Raw genomic sequence first — 17,633 nt, forward strand, 5'->3', positions numbered from 1 at the left:
CTAAGGGGATGGCAGCCCTTCCGGCATTGCGGACAAATGTTCGTGGCAGGCCAGCCAATGGCCTTGTTGTTCTAGGCTCGACGCTTGTTTCTTGAAAACAATCGTCTCGCGCTCCTGGCTGAAGTGTTGCTCCCCTTGCATGCGCAGCTCGGTGGCCACGTCATGGATGAAAATCGCCACATCACCTTGCAGGCTGACGAAGGCGTTGCTCGAGGTGCACGCAAGCACCTCGAAGCCATCCTCGGCGCGCCAGCTGTCCCACAAGGCCTGATAGGCATCGCGCGACAGCAGCGGCTGTTCGAGGGTGTAGAAAACGAAACTCGCATCGGCGCTGAAGGCGCCGAAGTAAGCTTCGCGATCGTTACGGGCGAAGGCGGCCACCAGATCGGCGGCCGCTTGCAGAACCTGATCACGTTCGTTCATGACCCGACCCTCAGCGATGGACCACGCCAGGCAGTACGCAGAGCATTTCGTACAGCAGGTTGGCGGCCAGCAGCGAGGTGTTGCCGGTGGTGTCATAAGCGGGCGAGACTTCTACCAGATCGCAACCGATCAGGTCGAGGCCTTGGCAGCCGCGAACGATTTCAATCGCCTGAATGGTCGTCAGACCACCGATTTCCGGGGTGCCGGTGCCCGGTGCCCAGGCCGGATCGATGCCGTCGATGTCGAAGCTCAGATACACCGGACCACCGCCGACTTTCTCACGCACTTCGGCCATCAGCGGCGCCAGCGACTTGTGCCAGCACTCTTCGGCCTGAACTACGCGGAAGCCCTGATCGCGGCTCCAGTTGAAGTCGTCCGCGGTGTAACCCTGCGCGCGCAGACCAATTTGCACCACGCGGTCGCAGTCCAGAAGGCCTTCTTCGACGGCGCGACGGAAGGTCGTACCGTGGGCGATCTTCTCGCCGAACATGTGATCGTTGACGTCAGCGTGGGCATCGATGTGCACCAGACCGACCTTGCCGTGCTTTTTATGAATCGCCCGCAGGATCGGCAGGGTGATGGTGTGGTCGCCACCCAGGGTCATCGGGATCACGTTGTGCTCGAGGATGTTGTCGTAGGCTTCTTCGATGATGCGCACGGCGTCGAGCAGGTTGAAGGTGTTGATCGCCACGTCACCAATATCGGCGACCGACAGTGAGTCGAACGGCGCAGCGCCGGTGGCCATGTTGTAGGGGCGGATCATCACTGATTCGGTGCGGATGTCGCGTGGCCCGAAGCGGGTACCGGGGCGCAGCGAAGTACCGATGTCCAGGGGCACGCCAACAAAGGCAGCGTCCAGGCCGGCAGCGGTCGGTACATGGGGGAGTCGGAGCATGGTGGCGATGCCGCCGAAGCGCGGCATTTCGTTGCCGCCCAGTGGTTGGTGAAGAATCTTGTCCACGGGTAAGGCCTCATCGTCTTTGTTTTATTTATGTCGGCGCGCCGTGGAGCACAGGTTCGGGCGCCGCTGTGGGGCCGATGATGCGAAATGTAGTGAGGGGAAAGAATCGCTACGGGCAAAAACTTAGTTCAGATTTTTCTAAACTAATGCCAGACTTCCACACCTGCTCGTTCCCATGCTCCGCGTGGGAATGCATCTACGGACGCTCCGCGTCCAGCCGTACTCGCAGGTGACGCAGAGCGTCACGGGCTGCATTCCCACGCAGAGCGTGGGAACGATCCTTGGAGTAGACATGGCCAACGCTTTACCCGACCTGAAACTATTACGCATTTTCGTCAGCGTGGTCCGTCATCAGGGTTTCGCTAACGCACAACAGGAACTCAACCTGTCGACCTCGGCGATCAGCACCTACATGAGCCAGCTCGAAGCCGCGCTCGGCCTGGTGCTGTGCCATCGCGGGCGCGGCGGGTTCAGCCTGACCAGCAAGGGTGAGCTGTTCCATCAGGAAACCCTGCGCCTGCTCGCCGAACTCGAAGGTTTCGAGCAATACGCCGCGGCGCTCAAGGGCGAACTGCGCGGCACACTCAACCTCGGCGTGATCGACTCCACCGTCAGCGACAAGGCCTTGCCGTTCGCCGAAGCCATCGGCGCCTACAGTCAGGAACACCCGGCGGTGCATTTGCATCTGTCGGTGATGAGCCCGTACGAACTGCAACTCGGCGTGCAGGACAACCGTCTCGATCTGGCCATCGGTGCGTTTTCCACGCGCATGAGCGGCCTGATCTACATGCCGCTGTACCGCGAGCAGCACTGGTTGTATTGCAGCAGTCGCCATCCGTTATTCAACGAGCGGCGGATTCCCGAGCAAGTCATCACCCAGCAACGTATGGTCGGGCGCGGTTACTGGAGTCAGGCGGAACTCGCACGGCACGGTTTCAAACACAGCGCCGCGACGGTGGAAAGCATGGAGGCACAGCTGATTCTGGTGCTGTCCGGTGCCTACATCGGTTATTTGCCGGAGCACTACGCTCAGGCCTGGGCCGACAAGGGTGACCTGCGCGTGTTGCTGCCGGCGACCTTCGGTTATCAGGCACCGTTTTCGATGATCATGCGCCGGGGCCGTAGCCGTGAACCGCTGATCCAGACCTTCCGCGATTTGCTCAAAGCACAGCTCAATCAGGCTTAGCTTGTAGGGAAAAGAAGTATGTCCAGACCTCAATGCCCGCGCTGCCTGCGCCCCCAAACCCATTGCCTGTGCCCGCTGATCCCGAGCCTCGACAGTCGCACGCGGGTGTTGCTGTTGCAGCATCCGAGCGAGGTTCATCACGCGTTGAATACCGCGCGTCTGGCAGCGCTGGGGTTGAGCAATGCCGAGCTGATCGTCGGTGAGGTGTTCGAGGATTTGCCGGCGCTGTTGAACCGCCCGGGGTATCAGGCGCGGTTGTTGTTTCCGGCCGATGACGCGCAGCCGATGCAGGCTTACGGTGAGTCCGAGGAACCGTTGTTGCTGGTGGTGCCGGATGGCACCTGGCGCAAGGCGCGCAAGATGTTGCACCTCAATCCGTTGCTGGCGGCGCTGCCACGGGTGACGCTGGCCGAGGGCGGGGTGTCGCGGTATCGCTTGCGCAAGGCTCCGGGGCCGGGGGCGTTGTCGACCATCGAGGCGATTGTGCAGGCGTTGCAAACGCTGGAGGCGCCGGCTTCATTCGAGCCTTTGCTCAAGCCGTTCGAGGCGTTGATCGAGGGGCAGATTGCGGCGATGGGCGAGGAGACCTTCCAGCGTAACCATGGCGACAAATGATCGTTCCCACGCTCTGCGTGGGAATGCATCCGGTGACGCTCTGCGTCACCGTCGTGAAGGGACGCGGAGCGTCCCGGGCGGCATTCCCACGCGGAGCGTGGGAACGATCATTGGCTAGCGTTCGCGCATCGCCTCGGTCCGCGCTTTCAACACTGGCTTGAGCAGGTAATCCAGGACACTTTTTTCCCCGGTAATAATGTCCACCGTCGCCACCATCCCCGGAATAATCAGCAACGGTTTCACATCCCCGCCCAAATGGTTTTTATCGGTGCGCACCTGAATCAGATAAAAGCTGTTGCCCTTGTCATCGGTAATCGTGTCGGCACCGATCAGCTCCAGTTTGGCACTCAGTCCGCCGTAGATCGTGTAGTCGTAGGCACTGAACTTGACCATGGCTTTCTGGCCCGGATGCAGGAACGCGACATCCTGCGGCCGCACTTTGGCCTCGATCAACAGGTTGTCTTCCAACGGTACGATTTCAACCATGTCGCTGCCCGGCTGAACCACGCCGCCGATGGTGTTGACCTTCAATTGCTTGATCACCCCGTGCACCGGAGAGGTCACCGTAGTGCGGGTGACGCGGTCGTCGATGGCGATGCTGGTGGCGGTGATTTTCGACAGGTCGGTGCGTTTCTCATTCAGCTCTTTCGCCGCTTCCGAACGGAAGGTTTGTTCCGACTCGTCGATCTTGCTGCGGATCTCGGCAATCGCCGATTCGGCGCGGGGGATCGCCAGCGTCGTCGCGTTCAATGAGCCGCGGATTTCTACCGCGCTGCGCTTGAGTCGGAGGATTTCCACCGGTGATACCGCACCGGTTTTCACCAGCGGCTCGGACATGTTCATTTCTTGCTGCAGCAACGCCAGACTTGAGCTGAACTGACCCTGCTTGGAGCGAAACTCGGCGAGTTCCTGAGTCTTCTGCCGCAGTTGTTCGCTGAGCGTGCGCTGCTCGCTGGCCAGCCGGCGCTGACGTTGTTCATACAGCGAGCGCTCGTCTTCGGCGACTTGCGGGGCTTTGGCGATCACTTCATCGGAGAGCTTGAACGGCCGACCTTCGGCCTCCGCCGACAGCCGTTCGACCTGCGCCGTCAGCGCATAACGATCCGCCTCGCTTTCGCCCTTGTTCGAGCGAAAGCGCGTGTCATCCAGACGCAGCAGGGTATCGCCTTTGTTCACCATCTGCCCTTCACGTACAAAGATTTCGGTGACGATGCCGCCCTCAAGGTTCTGGATCACCTGAATCTTGCTCGAAGGAATCGCCTTGCCTTCGCCCATGGTCACTTCTTCGAGCACGGCGAATTTGGCCCAGACCACCGCGCTGATCAGCAGCGCCGCCGCCAGCCACACGGTGATCCGCGACCAGCGCGGCGAATCCTGTAACGAGGCACCGGCGGTTTCCGGCATGAATTCGGCTTCGGCGCTTTTGCCGAAACTGTCGAAGTAGCCGCGCTCTTTGCTATCGGTGGAAGCAGACATGGGGCAACTCCTAAACCGCCGCCGAGCCGACACGGCCCTTGCGCAGTGCATCGATGACCGCTTCTTTCGGGCCGTCGGCGACGACCCGGCCGTTGTCCAGCACCAGCAAGCGGTCCACCAGACTCAGCATTGAAGTGCGGTGGGTGACCAGCAGCAGTGTCTTGCCTTGCACCCAGCCGTGCAGCTTCTGCCGCAGTAAGTCCTCGCTGCTGTTGTCCATGGCGCTGGTGGGTTCGTCGAGCAGCATGATCGGCGGGTCGAGCAGCAGCGATCGTGCGAGCAAAACGGCCTGACGTTGGCCGCCGGAAAGCAATTGCCCGCGCTCGCCCACCGGCCGGTCGAAACCTTGCGGATGCTGTCGGGCAAGTTCGGTAACGCCGGTCAGTTCGGCGACTTCGAGCATCCGCGCATCGCTGATGTAGCGTGCGCCGAGGGTCAGGTTGTCACGCAGGCTGCCGGCCAGCAGCGGCAGATCGTGAGCGACGTAGCCGATCTGCTGGCGCAGGTCAGCGACATCGAGTTGGCGCAGGTCGAGACCGTCAAGCAACAGTTGGCCTTCTTCGGGTTCATAGAAACCCATGACCAATCGCGCCAAGGTGCTTTTGCCCGAACCGCTGCGGCCGATGATGCCGACCCGTTCACCGGGTTTCAGGCTGAAACTGACATTGCTCAGTGCCGGCGCATTCTGGCCGTTGTAGTGAAAGGTCACGCCGCTGACGTCGAGCGCGCCTTGCAGTTGCGTACGCTCCAGCGGCCGCTGCTTGCCGTCGCGTTCCTGCGGCAAGGCCATCAGCGCATCGGTGCTTTTCATGGTCAGTTGCGCTTGCTGATAGCGGGTGATCAGCCCGGCAATCTGCCCCAGCGGCGCTAGTACACGGCTGCCGAGCATGTAACTGGCAACCAGCGCACCGACGCTGAGGTTTCCAGCGATGATGCTGTAGACCCCGGCGACAATCGTCGCCATCCCCGAGAACTGTTGAATGAACAACGTGCCATTGGTGGCCAGTGCCGACAGATTGCGTGCATGGCTGTCGAGGCGGGTGAGGGCGCCGTGGGTGCTTTCCCATTTGTGCTGGCGCTCGCTTTCGGCGCTGCAGGCCTTGAGGGTTTCCAGGCCGCCGAGGGTTTCGATCAGTACCGCCTGACGTTCGGCGCCGAGGCTCAGGCTCTTTTGCACGGTGTCACGCAGACGTACCTGAATGATCATCGCGAAGATAATGGTGATCGGAAACGCCAGCAGCGGAATCACCACCAGCCAGCCGCCGAGCAGGCCGATCACCACCAGCATCAGCACGACGAAGGGCAGGTCGATCAGGCTGGTCAGGGTCACCGCTGTGAGGAATTCGCGCAGGCCCTGGAAGTCATGAATGCTCTGGGCGAAACCGCCGATGGTCGCCGGCCGTGCCTTCATCGACATGCCGGTGATGCGCTCGAACAAAGTCGCGGAAAGGATCACATCGGTTTTCTTGCCGGCGGTATCCAGCAGGTGCGCGCGCACCACGCGTAACACCAGTTCGAAACCGGTGCCGATCAACAGCCCGATCGACAGCACCCACAGTGTCGACGTGGCCTGATTCGGCACCACACGGTCGTAGGTTTGCATAACGAACAGCGGCACCATCAGGCCTAAAAGGTTGATCAGGAAACTGGCGAGAATCGCATCGCTATACAACCATTTCGACAGCTTCAGGGTGTCGCGAAACCACGCATGCACCCGTGGCACCAGCGGCGAGCGCAGGTCTTCGAGTTCGTGGCGCGGACGGGCGAATAATGCCTGGCCGCTGTAGTGCTCGGTGAGTTCTTCGCGGCTGATCCATTGCTCGCCGCCATCGGCTTCGCTGGGCAGGATCAGCGCTTTGCCGTCGTCGCCGAAGCGCCGCAATACGGCGGTGCGGCCGTCGTTGAGCAGCAGCAGGATCGGCAGATTGAGCGGCGAGATGTCTTTCAGCTCGCGGCGCAGAATCCGTGCCTGCAACCCGGCCCGGGCGGCGGCGCGGGGCAGCAGGTCCAGACTCAGGCGTTGCTTGTTCAGCGGCAGGCCGGCACTCAGGCTGGCGCGACTGACCGTCGCGCCATGCAGTTTGCAGAGGATCAACAGACCGTCGAGTAACGGATCATCGAAGCTCAGCCGCGGATCGATCCCGGTGTGGCCGGGTTCCATGCTGGTCATATTGATCGCTCCCCTGTTACCGCTTCATTGATCGTTCCCACGCTCTGCGTGGGAATGCCTCTAGGGACGCTCTGCGTCGAGTGACGCGGAGCGTCACGGGCTGCATTCCCACGCGGAGCGTGGGAACGATCAGGGCAAAGCTGACTCCTGCGTTGGTTATTTCAGTTCGGGCAGGCGCGCTTCGTTTTTCACTTCGGTCGCGGCGATCGCATCGGCCGGCAGCACCACCCGTTGTTTGCTCAGCAACTGGCCCATGTTCGCCAGCACGCGGTACATCGAATACTCCTCGGTGTAGCGGATTTCGGTGTAGCGACGGTTGGCGTTGTAGAGCTCGTTCTCACTGTCGAGCAAGTCGAGCAGGGTGCGTTGGCCCAGGCCGAACTGATCCTGATACGCCGCGCGTACACGTTTGGTGGTTTCCGCGTATTCGCGGGCGGTCGGGGTCTGTTTCTTCGCGTTTTCCATGGCGTTCCACGCCAGGCGAATGTTCTCGTTGAGTTGACGCAGGGCGTTGTTGCGGATGTCCATCGCCTGATTGATCTGGTGCGCATCGGAGGCCAGGCGCGCCTTGTCGCTGCCGCCACGGAACAGGTTGTAGTTCATCACCACACCCACGCGCCATTCGTTGTCGTGGCCTTCATCGCCTTGCACATTGTTGTTCGCGCCGACGGCCGCTTCCGCGTCGAAGCGTGGATAGAAAGGCGACTTGGCGACTTCGTACTGGCTCTCGGCCGATTGCACGTCAGCCTGGGCGGACTTCAGATACGGGTTGTTGTCGACCATGCTCTGCTGGGCTTCACGCAATTCGGTCGGCAGTTCGCCACGGGTTGAGGCCGGGGTTTCCAGCTCATCGGGCATGCGCCCGACCACGCTGTAGAAGTTGGCTTCGGCGTCAGACAGATCGACTTCGGCGGTGTCGAGGTTGTTCTGTGCCAAGGCCTTACGAGCGACCGATTGATCGGAGTCAGCGGTGCTGCCGACGCCACGCTCGGTGCGCAGGCCGATCTGATCGTTGACGCGCAAATGCGCCTGCAGGTTGTTCTTGGCCAGTGTCACCAGTTCACGACGCTTGAGCACTTCGAGGTAGACCTCAATGGTGCGCAGAGCCAGATCCTGGGCAGTGCCTTGCGCGTAGTACGCGCGCGAATTCGACACGCCTTTGGTGCGTTCGACTTCGTTGGCGGTGTTGAAACCGTCGAACAGCATCTGCCGCAGGCGCAGCTCGGACTGGGTGTAATTGAGGATTTCGGTGTGGTGATTACCGAAGGCCCGGGTATTGGTGTTGTCGCTGTAGCCACGGCCATAGGCGGCGTTCAAATCGACGGACGGATAGAAGCCGCCCTTCGCGACTTTGACTTGTTCATCAGCCGACAGGCGCGCGTCCACGCGCGAGGCCAGTTCCGGGTGAGTGGCGATGGTGCTTTGAATGGCCTCGGTGAGGTTCATGGCCTGGGCTTGAGAAGTGCAAGCCATGGCCAGCAAAACCGCGCTGCAGAGGGGGGTTAGAACGCGCATGGGTGCATCTCCCTGAGTCCTGATGGTGTGTTACTGTCGCCAAATATTTGACGATATTTTTAGGTGTAGGCGTTTCACTCTTGTAACAACAGAGCTAAGAACATCCTGAAGCGTAGCTAAGAAAAAATTTTCATAAGGCTTATGCCGAAAAAAACTTATGCGCTTTGTAAAAACCGGCACATTGTTCAGCATGAAAGCCTTTGTTTTATGCGCTTTAGGGAGCGCAAAAAGGCTTGAGGAAAGTTCCACTCACTTTGCGACATACGGCGAAGTAATGCTGAAGGGGAGGGACGCGTAGCGGTTGATGAGCGACATTTTTTTGTCACTCAAGTGATTCACCACCGTTACGTAGCGTTAGTGGGCGTATGGCTTTGATCAGGATGCGGAAGTGCTTGATAGCACTGATGTTTCCGAAAGAGGCCGCCTGCGAAACGAACTGTCGAGGGTGCGAGCGTCCCCTCCGACAACCCGATTGAGCCATGGGCTGCTTCGCTTACCAGTGCCGACGGTGGTCGGCAGCGGAGGATTTCACATGGCAACGCTCATCGGGATAGTCACCAAAGTCATTGGCCAGGTTTTCGCCCAGTCAGCCGACGGCACTAAGCGCGCACTGGTTGAGGGGGATCGCCTGGTAGCAGGTGATCAACTGATTACTGGCGCGGAAGGCGCGGTGGCGGTGAAGCTGGAAAACGGCAAGGAACTGACCCTCGGACGCGGCAGCAGCATGACCATGACCGGTGAACTGCTGGCGGGTCAGGCGGCGCATGTAAATGCCGCTGAGGCAGTGACCCCGAGCGACGCGCAATTGACCGACGTTGAGCAGATCCAGAAAGCCATCGCCGCCGGTGACGACCCGAGCCAAACCGCTGAAGCCACCGCGGCCGGTCCGAATGCCCCGGGCGGCGCACCGGGAGAGGCGGGCGGCGGCCACAGTTTTGTCCTGCTGACGGAAGTTGGCGGACGTGTTGACCCGATCATCGGTTTCCCCACCGCTGGGTTCGGCGGTATTCCCGAATTCCCTGAAGAACGCCATAACGCGGTGATCGACAACGGCGATGACACCCCGGCAGTCGTAGTGCCGCCTCCGGTGAACAATCCGGTGACCCTCACTGGCCTGAACGTGGCTGGCGGCGAGCTGAACGTCAATGAGGCCAATCTGCCCGGCGGTTCTGCGGCCAACCCTGGCGCACTGACGCAAAACGGCAGCTTCACCGTCTCGGCGCCGGACGGTCTGACCAGCCTGAGCATCGGCGGCATCAACGTAATCATCGGCGGTGTGCCGATCGGCTTCCCGCAATCAATCACCACGCAACTGGGCAACACCCTGACCGTCACTGGTTACAACTCGGCGACCGGCGTGGTCAGTTACAGCTACACCCTCAACGGCAATGAAAACCACGCGGCCGGCGATGGCGCGAATAATCTCAGCGAACAGTTCACCGTGATTGCCGGCGACAGCAATGGCGACACCGCGACCGGCACGCTCGACGTTAATATCACCGACGACGTGCCCAAAGCCTTTGATGACAGCAATGGCACGGCGACTGAAACGCAGCTGACACTGACCGGCAACGTGTTGACTAACGATGTGCAGGGGGCTGATCGCGTGCCCACCGGGCCAGTCACCCCAGGCACATTCACTGGCACTTACGGCACCTTGGTGCTGAACGCCGACGGCACGTACACCTACACGCTGAACACCAGCGATGCCGACTTCAAAAACCTGCACGGCGGCGGCAATGGCACGGAAACCTTCGCCTACACCATCACCGATTCCGACGGTGATACCAGCACCGCCAACCTCGTCCTGCAGATCCACAACAATGATGATCCGGTGGTTATCAATGGCTTGAATGTCGAAGGCGGCGAGCTGACGGTTTACGAGAAAAACCTCAGTGACGGCAGTGCACCGGACGCCACCGCACTGACCCAGAACGGTACCTTCACCATCACTGCACTCGATGGCGTGACGAGCCTGACTGTCGGCGGCATTGCCGTCGTCACCAACGGTGTAGCGGCAGGTTTCCCGCAATCAATCACCACACCCTTGGGCAGCACGCTGACGATTACCGGGTTCAATGCCGCAACGGGCGCGGTCAGTTACAGCTACACCCTGGTCGACAACGAGGCGCATCCAACCGCCAACGGCGCAAACAATCTGCCTGAGCAGTTCGCCGTCACGGTGATCGACGATAACGGCACCACCGCCAATGGCACGCTGGACGTGAACATCGTCGACGATGTTCCCCAAGCGGTTGACGACACCAATGGCACCGCTTCGGAAACCCTGCTGACCCTGACCGGCAACGTCCTGACCAACGATGTGCAAGGCGCCGACCGCGTGTCCACCGGACCGGTTACCCCAGGCACTTTCACCGGGACTTACGGCACCTTGGTACTGAATGCCAACGGCACGTACACCTATACGCTGAACACCAGCGACGCGGACTTCAAAAATCTGCACGGCGGCGGCAACGGCACAGAGACCTTCGCCTACACCATCACCGATGCAGACGGCGATACCAGCACCGCCAACCTCGTTCTGCAGATCCACAACAATGACGATCCGGTGATCATCAACGGCCTCGACGTGAATGGCGGTGAACTCACCGTCTACGAGAAAAACCTCACTGACGGCAGCGCACCGGATTCCACCGCGTTGACCCAAAGCGGCACGTTCACCATCACCGCACTCGACGGCGTGACGACCCTGACTGTCGGTGGCATCGCCGTGGTCACCAATGGTGTAGCCGCAGGCTTTCCGCAATCCGTGACCACGCCATTGGGCAGCACACTGACCATCACCGGTTTCAACGCCACCACCGGCGTGGTCAGCTACAGCTACACCCTGGTCGACAACGAAGCGCATCCAATCGCCAATGGCGCAAATAACCTGCCTGAGCAGTTCGCCGTTACCGTGGTGGATGACAACGGCACCACCGCCAATGCCACCCTCGACGTAAACATCGTCGATGATCTGCCCAAAGCCGTGGATGACAGCAACGCAGGCACCGCGTCGGAAACTCTGCTGACCCTGACCGGCAACGTGCTGACCAACGATGTGCAAGGTGCTGACCGCGTACCCACCGGACCAGTGACCCCGGGGACATTCACCGGCACTTACGGCACCTTGGTTTTGAACGCCGACGGCACGTACACCTACACTCTCAATACCAGCGATGCCGATTTCAAAAATCTGCACGGCGGCGGCAATGGCACAGAGACCTTCGCCTACACCATCACCGACGCAGACGGCGACACCAGCACCGCCAACCTCGTTTTGCAAATCCACAATAACGACGATCCGGTGATCATCAACGGCCTCGACGTCAACGGCGGCGAACTCAGCGTTTACGAGAAAAATCTCAGCGACGGCAGTGCACCGGATTCCACTGCGCTGACCCAGAGCGGCACGTTCACCATCACCGCACTCGATGGCGTGACGACCCTGACTGTCGGTGGCATCGCCGTCGTCACCAACGGTGTAGCCGCAGGTTTCCCACAATCGGTGACCACTCCGTTGGGCAGCACACTGACCATCACCGGTTTCAACGCGGCTACCGGCGTGGTCAGCTACAGCTACACCTTGGTCGACAACGAAGCCCACCCAACCGCCAACGGCGCGAACAATCTGCCTGAGCAGTTCGCCGTTACCGTGGTCGATGACAACGGCACCACTGCCAACGCCACACTCGACGTGAACATCGTCGATGACTTGCCGAAAGCCGTGGATGACAGCAACGCCGGCACCGCGTCGGAAACCTTGCTGACTCTGACCGGCAACGTCCTGACCAACGATGTGCAAGGCGCCGATCGTGTACCGACCGGGCCGGTAACCCCGGGCACTTTCACCGGGACCTACGGCACCTTGGTGCTCAACGCCAACGGCACGTACACCTACACGCTGAACATCAACGATGCCGATTTCAAAAACCTGCACGGCGGTGGCAACGGCACGGAAACCTTCGCTTACATCATTACCGATGCCGACGGCGATACCAGCACCGCGAACCTAGTGCTGAACATCCACAACAATGACGATCAGGTCTACCTCAACGGCCTCGACGTCAACGGCGGCGAACTCACCGTCTACGAGAAAAATCTCAGTGACGGCACCAGCCCCGACACTCCCGCGTTGACCCAGAGCGGCACCTTCACCGTCACCGCCCTCGACGGTCTGCAAACCCTGACTGTGGGCGGCATCAACGTGGTCACCGGTGGCGTAGCCGCAGGCTTCCCGCAATCGATCGTCACGCCGCTCGGCAGCACGTTGACCATCACCGGTTACAACCCGGCCACCGGCGTGGTGAGTTACAGCTATACCTTGGTCGACAACGAAACCCATCCGAATGCCAACGGTGCCAACAGCATCACCGAGAACTTCAATGTCGTTGCCAGCGACACCGATGGCAGCACGGCCACCGGCCAGATCAACGTCAATATCGTCGATGATTTGCCCAGCGCCCATCCTGACGCCGCGTCGGTGGCGGAGGGCGGCACGGTCAGCGGCAATGTTCTGAACAATGATATCGGCGGCGCCGACGGCCCGGCGGTGACTGGTGCAGTGGTCGGCGTGCGTGCAGGAGCCGACACCTCGACTTCGGCCATCGGCGGCCTCAACAGCAACATCAACGGCACCTACGGCTACCTGACCCTGGACGCCAACGGCAACGCGGTCTACCACAGCAATCCGAATGCGGTGAACGGGCCGGGCGCAATGGATGTGTTCACCTACACCGTGCGCGATTCCGACGGTGATGAAAGCACCACCACCATCACCATCGATGTCGCCAACAGCAAACTGTGCGCGACCAGCGACACCGACGTCTCCGTCTACGAGAAAGCACTGGACCTGACCAAGGACGGCGCGGATCTGGCTCCCGGGACAGTCACTGGCAGCGACCCGACCAGCACCGGCGAAACCGCGTCCGGCACGCTGGTCGGCTCGGTCACCGGGGCGGTCGGCGCGATCAGCTATGCGCTGGTCGGCAGCGCCACCGGCAATTACGGGCAGATCGTCCTCAACCCCAACGGCACGTACACCTACACCCTGACATCGCCGGCGAGCACCACGCCGCATGCCGACGACGGCGCCAACACCCTGAGCGAAACCTTCAGCTATCAGGCCACTGATTCACTGGGCAACATCGTCACCAGCACCATTGTTGTCAGCATCGTCGATGACGTGCCGAAAGCGGTGAACGACAGCAACGCCAACAGCGCCTCGGAAACCCAGCTGACCCTGACCGGCAATGTGCTGACCAACGATGTGCAAGGCGCCGATGTGGTCGCGACCGGACCGAATGCCGGGCCGATCACCGCCGGCACGTTCACCGGCACTTACGGCACGCTGTTGCTCAACGCCAACGGCACGTACACCTACACGCTGAACCCCAACGATGCCGACTTCAAAAACCTGCACGGCGGCGGTAACGGCAGCGAGACGTTCACCTACACCCTGACCGATGCCGACGGCGACACCAGTACCGCCAACCTGGTGCTGAACATCCACAACAACGACGATCCGGTGCTGCTCAACGGCCTTGACGTAAATGGCGGCGAACTCACCGTTTACGAGAAAAACCTCAGCGACGGCACCAGCCCCGACACCCCGGCACTGACCCAGAGCGGCACCTTTACCGTCACCGCGCTCGATGGCTTGCAAACCCTCACCGTTGGGGGCATTGCCGTGGTCACCAATGGTGTCGCCGCAGGCTTCCCGCAATCCGTCGTCTCGCCGCTGGGCAGCACCTTCACCGTCACCGGTTACAACCCAGCGACCGGTGTTGTGAGTTACAGCTACACCTTGGTCGACAACGAAACCCACCCGAATGCCAACGGTGCCAACAGCCTCACCGAGAACTTCAACGTGGTGGCGACGGACACCGATGGCAGCACTGCCAATGGTCAGATCAACGTCAATATCATCGATGATCTGCCGACCGCCAAACCCGACACCGGCTCGGTGGCCGAGGGCGGAACGGTCAATGTCAGTGTGCTCGGCAATGACATCAGCGGTGCCGATGGCGCCGCCACTGTGGTCGGCGTGCGCGCCGGCAGCAACACCGGCACTTCGGCCATCGGCGGCCTCAACAGCAACATCAATGGCAACTTCGGTTACCTGACCCTCGATGCGGCGGGCAACGCCGTCTATCACAGCAACCCGAACTCGGTGAGTCCACCGGGCGCCACCGACACCTTCACCTACACCGTCCGCGACAGCGACGGCGATGAAAGCACCACGACCATCACCATCAACGTCGCCGACAGCAAACTGGTGGCCTCGGTCGATCAGGACGTCACGGTCTATGAGAAAGCTCTCGATCTGAGCAAGGACGGCGCGGATCTGGCCCCCGGTACGGTCACCGGCAGCGACCCGAGCAACACCGGTGAAACCACCACCGGCACGCTGGTCGGCGCAGTCACTGGCGGCACCGGCGCGATCACCTACACCCTGGTCGGCAGCGCAACCGGCAGCTACGGGCAGATCCAGCTCAACGCCGACGGCACTTACACCTACACGCTGACATCGGCGCCGAAAACCTCGCCGAGCGCCAACGACGGGGCGAACACTCTCAGCGAAAGCTTCACCTACAAAGCCACCGATGCACTGGGCAACAGCACCACCAGCACCCTTGTGGTGAACATCGTCGATGACGTACCAAAAGCCGTGGCCTCGGATCGTTCGGTGGCGGCAGTGGAGATCGATTCGAACCTGCTCATCGTTCTCGACATCTCCGGCAGTATGGCTGACGCCTCCGGTGTGCCGGGCCTGTCGCGACTGGCGCTGGCCAAGCAGGCAATCAGTGCCTTGCTCGACAAGTACGACGACCTCGGCGACGTCAAAGTCCAGCTCGTCACCTTCAGCAGCAACGCCACCGACCGAACCTCGGTATGGGTCGATGTGGCGACCGCGAAGACGATTCTCGCCGGCCTGACGGCGGGTGGCGGCACCAACTACGACGCCGCGGTGGCGGTCATGCAAACCGCGTTCAATACCTCGGGCAAACTCACCGGGGCACAGAACGTCGGTTACTTCTTCTCCGACGGCAAACCCAACGAAGGCGACATCAACGCCGCTGACGAAGCCGCGCTGAAAAACTTCCTCGATGCCAACAACATCAAGAACTACGCGATCGGCCTCGGCAGCGGCGTGAGCAACGCCAACCTCGACCCGCTGGCCTATGACGGCATCAGTCACACCAACACCAATGCGGTGGTGGTCACCGATCTCAACCAGCTCAATTCGGTACTGTCGGGCACCGTACAGGGCGCGCCCGTCACCGGTACGTTACTGGGCGAGGGCGGCACCTTCGGCGCCGATGGCGGCTTCATCAAATCCATCGTGGTTGACGGCACCACTTACACCTACGATCCGAAAGCTCTCAGCGGCCAAGGCTCGCTGACGCCAAGCGGCGGCACCAATCACGGGACGTTCAACACCGTGAACAACACGCTGAGCATCGCCACCAATAACGGCGGCACACTGCTGATCAACCTCGATACCGGCGACTACACCTACACCTCGCAGAAAACCACCGCTGTGGTCATCACCGAGAACATCGGCTTTACCGTCAGCGACAACGACGGCGATCTCGCCAGTTCGACGCTGACCGTGAAAGTCATCCCCAACGCGCCGCCGGTGGCGGTGGACGACCACGTCATCACCAACGTGCTGTCGGGCAACATTGTGGTGCCGGGCGAACTGCTGCTGGCCAATGACACCGATCCGAACGGCGATACGCTCAATGCCACGCCCACCAGTTTCAACACCGGCTGGGTCTCGAAAGCGGCGGACTTCACCGGCACCGGGGCGATCAACTTCACCGGCACCAACGTCAACACCGCCGCCAACCAGAACCTGGCCAACGTGCGTAATTCGTTCAGTGCCAACGCCGCGACCATGACTGCCGTACTGGTGGTCAGTGGCTATCTCGGTGCGGTGACCAACAGCAACGCCAACGATGAAGACCGCATCACCGTCAACCTGCGCCAGGGCGAAACCCTCAACCTCGATCACAACCTGGCGGCCGGTCATGTCACCATGGAGTACTCGATCAACGGTGGCGCCTACACAACCCTGGCGGACGGGCAAACCCTCACCGCGTCGGCCGATGGCGTCTATCAGATCCACATCACCAACATCGCCAATCCCAGCGGCGGCGGTAACCCCAACGCGGCGGAAAACTATCAGCTGACCATGACCCTCAACTACGCCGGGGCGCATGACATTACCCCGGACTTCCACGGCAGCTACACCGCCAACGACAACCACGGCGGCAGCGACACGGCCAATGTGAGCATCAGCTATCAGGACGGCCACACCCTCACCGGTACCTCGGGGGATGACGTGCTGGTGGCCGGCAGCGGCGACAACATCATCAACGCCGGCGACGGCAACGATGTGCTCACCGCAGGCTCGGGCAACAACGAGCTGCATGGCGGCGCCGGCAACGACTTGCTCTACAGCGGCCCGGGCAATGATCTGCTCGACGGCGGCACGGGCAGCGACACCGCCAGTTATGCCCATGCCACGGCCGGGGTTACGGTCAACCTCGGCCTGCTCGGTGCGCAAAACACCCTCGGCGCCGGCACCGACACCCTGACCGGGATCGAGAACCTCGTCGGCTCGAACTTCAACGACACCCTGACCGGCGATAACAATAACAACGTGATCAACGGCGGCCTGGGTAACGACATCCTCAACGGTGGTGGCGGTGATGACCTGCTGATCGGCGGCCTGGGCAACAACACGATGACGGGCGGGGCAGGGGCCGACACCTTCCAGTGGCTCAAGGGCAACAGCGGCCACGACCTCATCACCGACTTCACCCCCGGCACTGACAAGCTCGATTTGTCACAACTGCTGCAAGGTGAAAACGGCACCACCGCCTCACTGGATGACTACCTGCACTTCACCGTCACCGGCAGCGGCGCCTCGGTGCTCACCAGCATCGACGTCAGCGCCATGGCCGGTGCAACGCCGAACCAGACCATTGACCTGGCCGGCGTCAATCTGGCCAGCCACTACGGCGTCACGCCGGGCGCGGGCGGGGTGGTGGCCGGCGGGCATGACACGGCGACGATCATCAGCGGCATGCTGAATGATCATTCGTTGAAGGTGGATACGGTGTAAGCGGCTTTTGATTCGGGCCTGAAACGACAAAACCCGCCGTCCCGGTTGATGGGGCGGCGGGTTTTTTCTGTCTGATGGTATGGCGTTGCTCATTCGTGATCGTTCCCACGCTCTGCGTGGGAATGCAGCCCAGGACGCTCCGCGTCCCCTC

The 17,633-nt window shown here is 61.2% G+C and carries 8 protein-coding genes; 3 read left to right on the forward strand and 5 right to left on the reverse strand.

All coding sequences use genetic code 11. The features are described 5' to 3' along the window. Both J0G10_RS08565 and speB read right to left on the reverse strand, forming a co-directional pair. Positions 1 to 423 (reverse strand): YybH family protein, encoded by a 423-nt coding sequence (locus J0G10_RS08565; RefSeq protein ID WP_064119611.1) that lies wholly within the window; start codon positions 421 to 423, stop codon positions 1 to 3. A 10-nt stretch (positions 424 to 433) separates the two neighbouring features. Then, positions 434 to 1,384 carry an agmatinase gene (gene speB, locus J0G10_RS08570; protein ID WP_003222717.1) on the reverse strand — a complete coding sequence of 317 codons (951 nt, stop codon included), beginning with the start codon at positions 1,382 to 1,384 and terminating at the stop codon, positions 434 to 436. 292 nt (positions 1,385 to 1,676) lie between these two features. On the opposite strand from speB, the gene J0G10_RS08575 reads away from it, so the two are divergent. Both J0G10_RS08575 and J0G10_RS08580 read left to right on the forward strand, forming a co-directional pair. Next, the gene (locus J0G10_RS08575) at positions 1,677 to 2,570 is read left to right on the forward strand and encodes a LysR family transcriptional regulator (RefSeq protein WP_007914510.1); all 894 of its coding nucleotides are present in this window, start codon (positions 1,677 to 1,679) and stop codon (positions 2,568 to 2,570) included. Positions 2,571 to 2,588: 18 nt separating this feature from the next. After that, positions 2,589 to 3,185 carry a tRNA-uridine aminocarboxypropyltransferase gene (locus tag J0G10_RS08580; protein WP_095049301.1) on the forward strand — a complete coding sequence of 199 codons (597 nt, stop codon included), beginning with the start codon at positions 2,589 to 2,591 and terminating at the stop codon, positions 3,183 to 3,185. A 114-nt stretch (positions 3,186 to 3,299) separates the two neighbouring features. Here J0G10_RS08580 and J0G10_RS08585 read toward each other — a convergent pair whose 3' ends face one another. The 3 genes from J0G10_RS08585 to J0G10_RS08595 all read right to left on the reverse strand — a co-directional run bounded on the left by J0G10_RS08585 (position 3,300) and on the right by J0G10_RS08595 (position 8,346). After that, complete coding sequence (locus tag J0G10_RS08585; protein WP_095049302.1) at positions 3,300 to 4,661, reverse strand: HlyD family type I secretion periplasmic adaptor subunit; 1,362 nt, start codon at positions 4,659 to 4,661, stop codon at positions 3,300 to 3,302. A 10-nt stretch (positions 4,662 to 4,671) separates the two neighbouring features. After that, complete coding sequence (locus J0G10_RS08590) at positions 4,672 to 6,831, reverse strand: type I secretion system permease/ATPase (RefSeq protein WP_220558297.1); 2,160 nt, start codon at positions 6,829 to 6,831, stop codon at positions 4,672 to 4,674. Positions 6,832 to 6,987: 156 nt separating this feature from the next. After that, a complete protein-coding gene (locus tag J0G10_RS08595; protein ID WP_095125547.1) occupies positions 6,988 to 8,346 on the reverse strand; it encodes a TolC family outer membrane protein in 1,359 nt (452 codons plus the stop codon). A 532-nt stretch (positions 8,347 to 8,878) separates the two neighbouring features. On the opposite strand from J0G10_RS08595, the gene J0G10_RS08600 reads away from it, so the two are divergent. Further along, complete coding sequence (locus J0G10_RS08600) at positions 8,879 to 17,482, forward strand: retention module-containing protein (RefSeq protein WP_220558298.1); 8,604 nt, start codon at positions 8,879 to 8,881, stop codon at positions 17,480 to 17,482. The last annotated feature ends 151 nt before the right edge of the window (positions 17,483 to 17,633 follow it).

This window comes from Pseudomonas germanica (assembly GCF_019614655.1).
GTDB classification, from domain to species: Bacteria; Pseudomonadota; Gammaproteobacteria; order Pseudomonadales; family Pseudomonadaceae; genus Aquipseudomonas; species Aquipseudomonas neuropathica.

Excerpts from the sequence above, each read along its gene's own strand:
- J0G10_RS08565 (WP_064119611.1), bottom strand. The coding sequence starts at position 423 with ATGAACGAACGTGATCAGGTTCTGCAAGCGGCCGCCGATCTGGTGGCC.
- J0G10_RS08575 (WP_007914510.1), top strand. The coding sequence starts at position 1,677 with ATGGCCAACGCTTTACCCGACCTGAAACTATTACGCATTTTCGTCAGC.
- J0G10_RS08580 (WP_095049301.1), top strand. The coding sequence starts at position 2,589 with ATGTCCAGACCTCAATGCCCGCGCTGCCTGCGCCCCCAAACCCATTGC.
- J0G10_RS08585 (WP_095049302.1), bottom strand. The coding sequence starts at position 4,661 with ATGTCTGCTTCCACCGATAGCAAAGAGCGCGGCTACTTCGACAGTTTC.
- J0G10_RS08590 (WP_220558297.1), bottom strand. The coding sequence starts at position 6,831 with ATGACCAGCATGGAACCCGGCCACACCGGGATCGATCCGCGGCTGAGC.
- J0G10_RS08595 (WP_095125547.1), bottom strand. The coding sequence starts at position 8,346 with ATGCGCGTTCTAACCCCCCTCTGCAGCGCGGTTTTGCTGGCCATGGCT.
- J0G10_RS08600 (WP_220558298.1), top strand. The coding sequence starts at position 8,879 with ATGGCAACGCTCATCGGGATAGTCACCAAAGTCATTGGCCAGGTTTTC.